Source organism: Leyella stercorea, from assembly GCF_021531655.1.
Window position 1 is genome coordinate 1 of the sequence record NZ_JADYUF010000082.1, and the last position, 5,842, is coordinate 5,842.

5 protein-coding genes are annotated in these 5,842 nt (G+C 53.6%); all 5 read left to right on the plus strand.

Annotated elements, in window-relative coordinates; all coding sequences use genetic code 11:
* Positions 1-60: 60 nt before the first annotated feature.
* The 5 genes from argC (at position 61) to I6E49_RS13860 (ending at position 5,689) form a co-directional block, all read left to right on the plus strand.
* Positions 61-1,041, plus strand: coding sequence for an N-acetyl-gamma-glutamyl-phosphate reductase (gene argC, locus I6E49_RS13840; RefSeq protein WP_235403047.1), 981 nt, complete (start codon positions 61-63; stop codon positions 1,039-1,041).
* 235 nt (positions 1,042-1,276) lie between these two features.
* Positions 1,277-2,410: an aspartate aminotransferase family protein gene (locus tag I6E49_RS13845; RefSeq protein WP_235403048.1), complete on the plus strand. Its 1,134-nt coding sequence runs from the start codon at positions 1,277-1,279 to the stop codon at positions 2,408-2,410.
* 249 nt (positions 2,411-2,659) lie between these two features.
* Complete coding sequence (gene proC / locus I6E49_RS13850) at positions 2,660-3,448, plus strand: pyrroline-5-carboxylate reductase (protein ID WP_235403050.1); 789 nt, start codon at positions 2,660-2,662, stop codon at positions 3,446-3,448.
* A gap of 39 nt (positions 3,449-3,487) precedes the next feature.
* The gene (gene proB, locus I6E49_RS13855) at positions 3,488-4,246 is read left to right on the plus strand and encodes a glutamate 5-kinase (protein WP_235403052.1); all 759 of its coding nucleotides are present in this window, start codon (positions 3,488-3,490) and stop codon (positions 4,244-4,246) included.
* A gap of 189 nt (positions 4,247-4,435) precedes the next feature.
* The gene (locus tag I6E49_RS13860; protein ID WP_235403054.1) at positions 4,436-5,689 is read left to right on the plus strand and encodes a glutamate-5-semialdehyde dehydrogenase; all 1,254 of its coding nucleotides are present in this window, start codon (positions 4,436-4,438) and stop codon (positions 5,687-5,689) included.
* The last annotated feature ends 153 nt before the right edge of the window (positions 5,690-5,842 follow it).

Here is a 5,842-nt window from a genome sequence, read left to right on the forward strand (position 1 = left end):
GTCCAGCATACCATTCCCCTCCCTGCGGGGGAGGGGCCAGGGGTGGGGCTTTTATTATTTATGAAAATAGGAATTTTAGGAGCAGCAGGCTACACAGGTGGCGAACTCATACGTCTGCTCATAAATCATCCCGAGGCGGAGATAGTATTTGCCAATAGCGAGAGCAATGCCGGCAATCTTGTAGCCGACGTGCACGAGGGTCTGTATGGCGAAACCGACCTGACGTTCAGTGCCGATATGCCATTCGAAGATGTTGACGTTGTGTTCTTCTGTTTCGGTCATGGCAAGAGCGAGGCGTTCCTCAAGGAGCACCAGATACCTGCCCATGTGAAGATAATCGACCTTGCGCAGGACTTCCGCCTCAAGCGCGAGGGCAACGACTACGTATATGGTCTGCCCGAAATCAATCACGACGCCATAGCCAAGGCGCAGCACGTGGCTAATCCAGGTTGTTTCGCCACATGTATACAGCTGGGCCTGCTGCCAGCTGCCAAGCTCGGCTTGCTCAACGACGACGTTGCCGTGAACGCCATTACGGGTTCGACGGGTGCCGGACAGAAGCCTGGTGCCACTACTCACTTCTCTTGGCGCAACAACAACATGAGCATATACAAGCCCTTCCAGCACCAGCACGTGCCGGAGATATGCCAGAGTCTGAGTCAGGTACAGCAGCTCGCGGGCAACGGCGAGTTCAAGGCATCCATCGACTTCATCCCTTATCGTGGCGACTTCGCCCGTGGCATCTTCGCTACTGAGGTGGTGAAGACCGACGCTCCGATAGAAGACATCGTTGCAGCCTACAAGGATTTCTACCGCGACGCACCCTTCACCCACTACGTCGACAAGCCTATCGACCTGAAGCAGGTGGTCAACACCAACAAGTGTCTCATCCATTGCGAGAAGTACGGCAACAAACTCCTCATCACCTCATGCATCGACAATCTGCTCAAAGGTGCTGTGGGACAGGCCGTACAGAACATGAACATAATGTTCAGAGTGGAAGAAAGCCTCGGGCTGAGGCTGAAACCGTCAGCGTTTTAATAAACAGAAAGCCCCACCCCCAGCCCCTCTTAAGGGAGAAGGTTGTGATATAAAGCCCCACCCCCGACCCCTCCCCCGCAGGGAGGGGAGCGGTATGATTTGTAGGTGGAGTTTTCTAAATCAAAAAAATATCAATCAATAAATTAAACAATAAAACAAAGTAAGCCCAGCATACCATTCCCCTCCCTGCGGGGGAGGGGCCAGGGGTGGGGCTTTTGTTTTTTTCCCTTATAATATGCAACTATTTGACGTTTATCCACTATTCGATATTAACATCACAAAGGGTGCCGGTTGCCACGTATGGGACGACCACGGCACCGAGTATCTTGACCTTTATGGCGGCCATGCCGTCATATCTATAGGTCATTGTCATCCGCATTATACCGCGATGCTTACCGCCCAGTTGTCGAAGCTCGGCTTCTACAGCAACTCCGTCATCAACACTCTGCAACAGCAGTTGGCAGAACGGTTGGGCAAGGCGTGCGGTTATGACGACTATCAGTTGTTTCTCATTAACTCAGGCGCTGAGGCTAACGAGAACGCTCTGAAGCTCGCTTCGTTCCATACCGGTCGCACACGTGTGCTGTCGGCAGAGAAAGCGTTCCACGGTCGTACGTCGCTGGCGGTTGAGGTGACCAACAATCCCAAGATTATTGCGCCCATCAACGATTGCGGCCACGTGACCTATCTGCCCCTCAACGACCTTGAGGCATGGGAGCGCGAGCTTGCCAAGGGCGACGTTGCCGCTTGCATCATCGAGTGCATACAGGGTGTTGGCGGCATACGTATGGTCAACGAGGAGTTTGCCAAGGGTCTGCAGGCAGCCTGCAAGAAGTATGGCACGGTGCTCATCTGCGACGAGATACAGTGCGGCTACGGACGTAGTGGCAAGTTCTTCGCCCACCAGTGGCTCGGCATTCGTCCCGATATCATCACCTGCGCCAAGGGTATCGGCAATGGTTTCCCGATGGGTGCCGTGATTATCTCGCCCGAGTTCAAACCAGTCTATGGCATGCTCGGCACTACGTTCGGCGGCAACCATCTGGCTTGCACAGCTGCTCTCGCCGTGCTCGACGTCATGGAGAACGAGCATCTCGTAGAGAATGCGCATGAGGTGGGCGAGTATCTTATTGGCAAACTCAAGGAGATGCAGCAGCATAACAGCCATCTCGTCGACGTGCGCGGACGTGGCATGATGATAGGCATTGAGCTTGACGTGCCTCATAAGGACGTGCGCTCGCGACTCATCCACGAGGAGCATTGCTTCACGGGATGCGCTTCTACCAACATCCTGCGTCTGCTTCCGCCGTTGTGCCTGACAAAGCAGCAGGCGGATGAGTTTGTGGAGAAGTTTAAGAGGTGTTTGTAAGCCCACAAAGCCATATAAAGTCCCACCCCCAGCCCCTCCCCCGCAGGGAGGGGAGCGGTATGATTTGAAGGTGGAGTTTTTGGGATTAAATAATAATAAGATTTAAATAAACAATAAAATAAAGTAGCCCAGCATACCATTCCCCTCCCTACGGGGGAGGTTTTAGGCTTTAAGTAGCCCATCACATCACTCCCCTCCCTGCGGGGGAGGGGCCGGGGGTGGGGCTTTATGGGGCTTTTTATCTTTTCTATGAAACTATCAATAATCGGTGTTGGTGCTATGGGTGGAGCTATGCTCGACGGTTTTTTGCAGTCGGGTAAGTTCCAGGCGTCCGACCTATACATTTCCAATCCCCACACAGAGCGTCTCGCCGCTTATGCAGAGCAGGGCGTGAAGGTGAGTAGCGACAACCGTACGGCTGCCGTATGGGGCGATATAGTGTTTGTAGTAGTGAAGCCGTGGCTCGTAGAGAGTGTCATGGAGGAGATAAGCGACGTTCTGGATGCCGAACGACAGACAGTTGTTGTAGTTGCAGCCGGACTGAAGGCAGAGCAGTTGAGGTCGTGGGTGGAGTACAAAGGCAAGTGCCCCTCTACGTTCTTCGCATTGCCCAACACCGCTATTGCAGTAGGCGCATCAATGACATTCATCACACGAGTGTGCGGAACCGACGCTTCGGAGCAGCTTGTCAAGCAGGCTTTCGACACCTGTGGCGACACTCTTACGGTTGAGGCACGCCAATTTGGAGCCGGTATGGCTCTCGCTTCGTGCGGCATTGCCTACGCCATGCGCTACGTGCGAGCCGCCACAGAGGGTGGGGTGGAGCTGGGCTTCAAGGCCGATGTAGCCAAAGATATTGTCTTGCAGACCATCAAGGGTGCTGCATTGCTGCTTCAGAAGAGCGGTGCCAATCCCGAAGCCGAAATCGACAAGGTGACCACTCCCGGCGGTTTTACCATCCGTGGATTGAACGCAATGGAGCGTGAAGGATTCACCAATGCCGTGATTGAAGGACTCAAGAAGAGTGTTGAATGTTGAGTGTTCCACATTCAACACTCCACATTCAACATTTAAATTATGCTTACAGTAGTAAAAGTAGGAAGCAACATATTGACGCGCCCCGACGGTCATGTCAACGTGAGCCGGCTCTCGTCGATTGTCGATCAGCTTGCAATGCTGCACGCAGCAGGCCATAAGCTGATACTCGTTTCGTCGGGTGCCGTGGCTTGCGGAAGGGGCGAGATGCACGCCGTGCATCCTTTGGACAGCGTCGAACAACGTCAACTCTACTCGGCTATGGGACAGGTGAAGCTCATGAACCTCTACTATTCGCTCTTTCGCGAATATGGCATTAATGTCGGTCAGGTGCTGACGATGAAGGAGAACTTCATCTCCGAACGCCAATACAAGAATCAGAAGTCGTGCATCAGCGTGATGATTGAGAACAACATCATTCCTATTGTCAACGAGAACGACACGGTGTCAATCACCGAACTGATGTTCACCGACAACGACGAGCTCTCCGGACTCATGGCCCGTATGATGCATGCCGACAACCTTATATTATTGACTAATGTAGACGGAGTGTTAGGCTCGCCCAATCCCGACGGCAAGCAACCGACAATACGTACCGTAAGCTCGTCTGACGAGGTGAAGCAGTATGTCAACGACAGCAAGAGCTCGTTCGGACGTGGCGGTATGACGAGCAAGTGCAACACCGCTCTCAGCGTGGCTCACGAAGGTATTCACGTGTTCATCGCCAATGGCACGCGCGAGAATATACTGCAACGAGTACTCGACAGAGACAAGGACACACCGTACACAGAGTTTGTGTAAAATACAGAAAGCCCAAAACGCCCACAAAGCCCCACCCCCAGCCCCTCCCCCGCAGGGAGGGGAGCGATATGATTTGAAGGTGGAGCTTTTCTGATTAAATAATAAGATTTTATAAACAATAAAATAAGTAGCCCAGCATACCACTCCCCTCCCTACGGGGGAGGGGTCGGGGGTGGGGCTTTTAGTTGTATGATAGATACATTCCATTCCACTCGCGCCGCCTCCTATACACTGTCGTGTCTTACCGAGGCTGACCGCACCGCCGTGCTGTTGCACCTTGCCGACGCTACCGAGGCGCATATAGAGCAGCTGCTTGCTGCCAATGCCGACGACCTTAGTCGTATGTCGGAGGACAATCCGCTGTACGACCGTCTGCAACTCACTCCACAACGACTGCACGACATTGCTGCTGCGTTGCGCAATGTGGCTCTCTTAGCCAATCCGCTTGGCGAAGTGTTCGACCAAAAGACGCTGCCCAACGGACTGCTTCTGCGCAAGCAGCGAGTAGCCTATGGCGTAGTGGGTGTGGTGTACGAGGCACGTCCCAACGTCAGTTTCGATGTCTTCGCACTCTGTTTCAAGACTGGCAATGCCTGCGTCTTGAAGGGTGGAAAGGATGCCGATGCCTCCAACCGTGCCATCGTGGCACTCATCAAGGAAGTACTTCGGGCGCATGACATCGACGAGAACGTAGTGTGCTTGTTGCCTGCAACGCATGAGTCGACACATGAGATGCTCACCGCTGTGGGCTATATCGACCTCTGCATACCGCGTGGCGGCAGACGACTGATTGACTTTGTGCGCGATACGGCACGCATTCCGGTCATTGAGACTGGTGCCGGCGTGGTGCATACTTACTTCGACGAACTGGGCGACACTGCTATGGGGGCGCGCATAATAGAGAATGGAAAGACACGACGCGTGAGTGTGTGCAACGCTCTCGACTGCCTTATCATCCATCGCTCGCGCATAGGAGCATTGCCGCAGTTGCTCGCTCCGCTTGCTGCCAAGCACGTCCACGTCTATGCCGACACTCCGGCTTACGATGTTCTGGCTGCCAATGGCTACGCAGCCAAGCTCACACGTGTCACGCCCGAAATGGCTGACGAAGTGTATGGCACCGAGTTTATGTCATACACACTCGCTGTCAAGACGGTAGAGAACATTGACGAGGCGCTCGCCCATATCCGTCAATTCGGTTCGGGACACAGCGAAGCCATAATAACAGAATCAAAACATAACGCCCAACTCTTCCAGCAGCAGGTTGATGCAGCTTGTGTCTACTGGAACGCTCCCACAAGTTTCACTGACGGAGGCGAGTTCGGACTTGGTGCCGAGATAGGCATCAGTACTCAGAAGCTCGGTCCGCGCGGTCCGATGGGACTCCAGGCATTGACTACATATAAGTGGTTGATAGATGGGGAGGGGCAGATAAGAGGATAGAAGCCCCACCCCCAGCCCCTCCCCCGTAGGGAGGGGAGTGGTATGATTTGAAGGTGGAGTTTTTCTGATTAAAAAATAATAAGATTTAAATAAACAATAAAATAAAGTAGCCCAGCACATCACTCCCCTCCCTACGGGGGAGGGGTCGGGGGT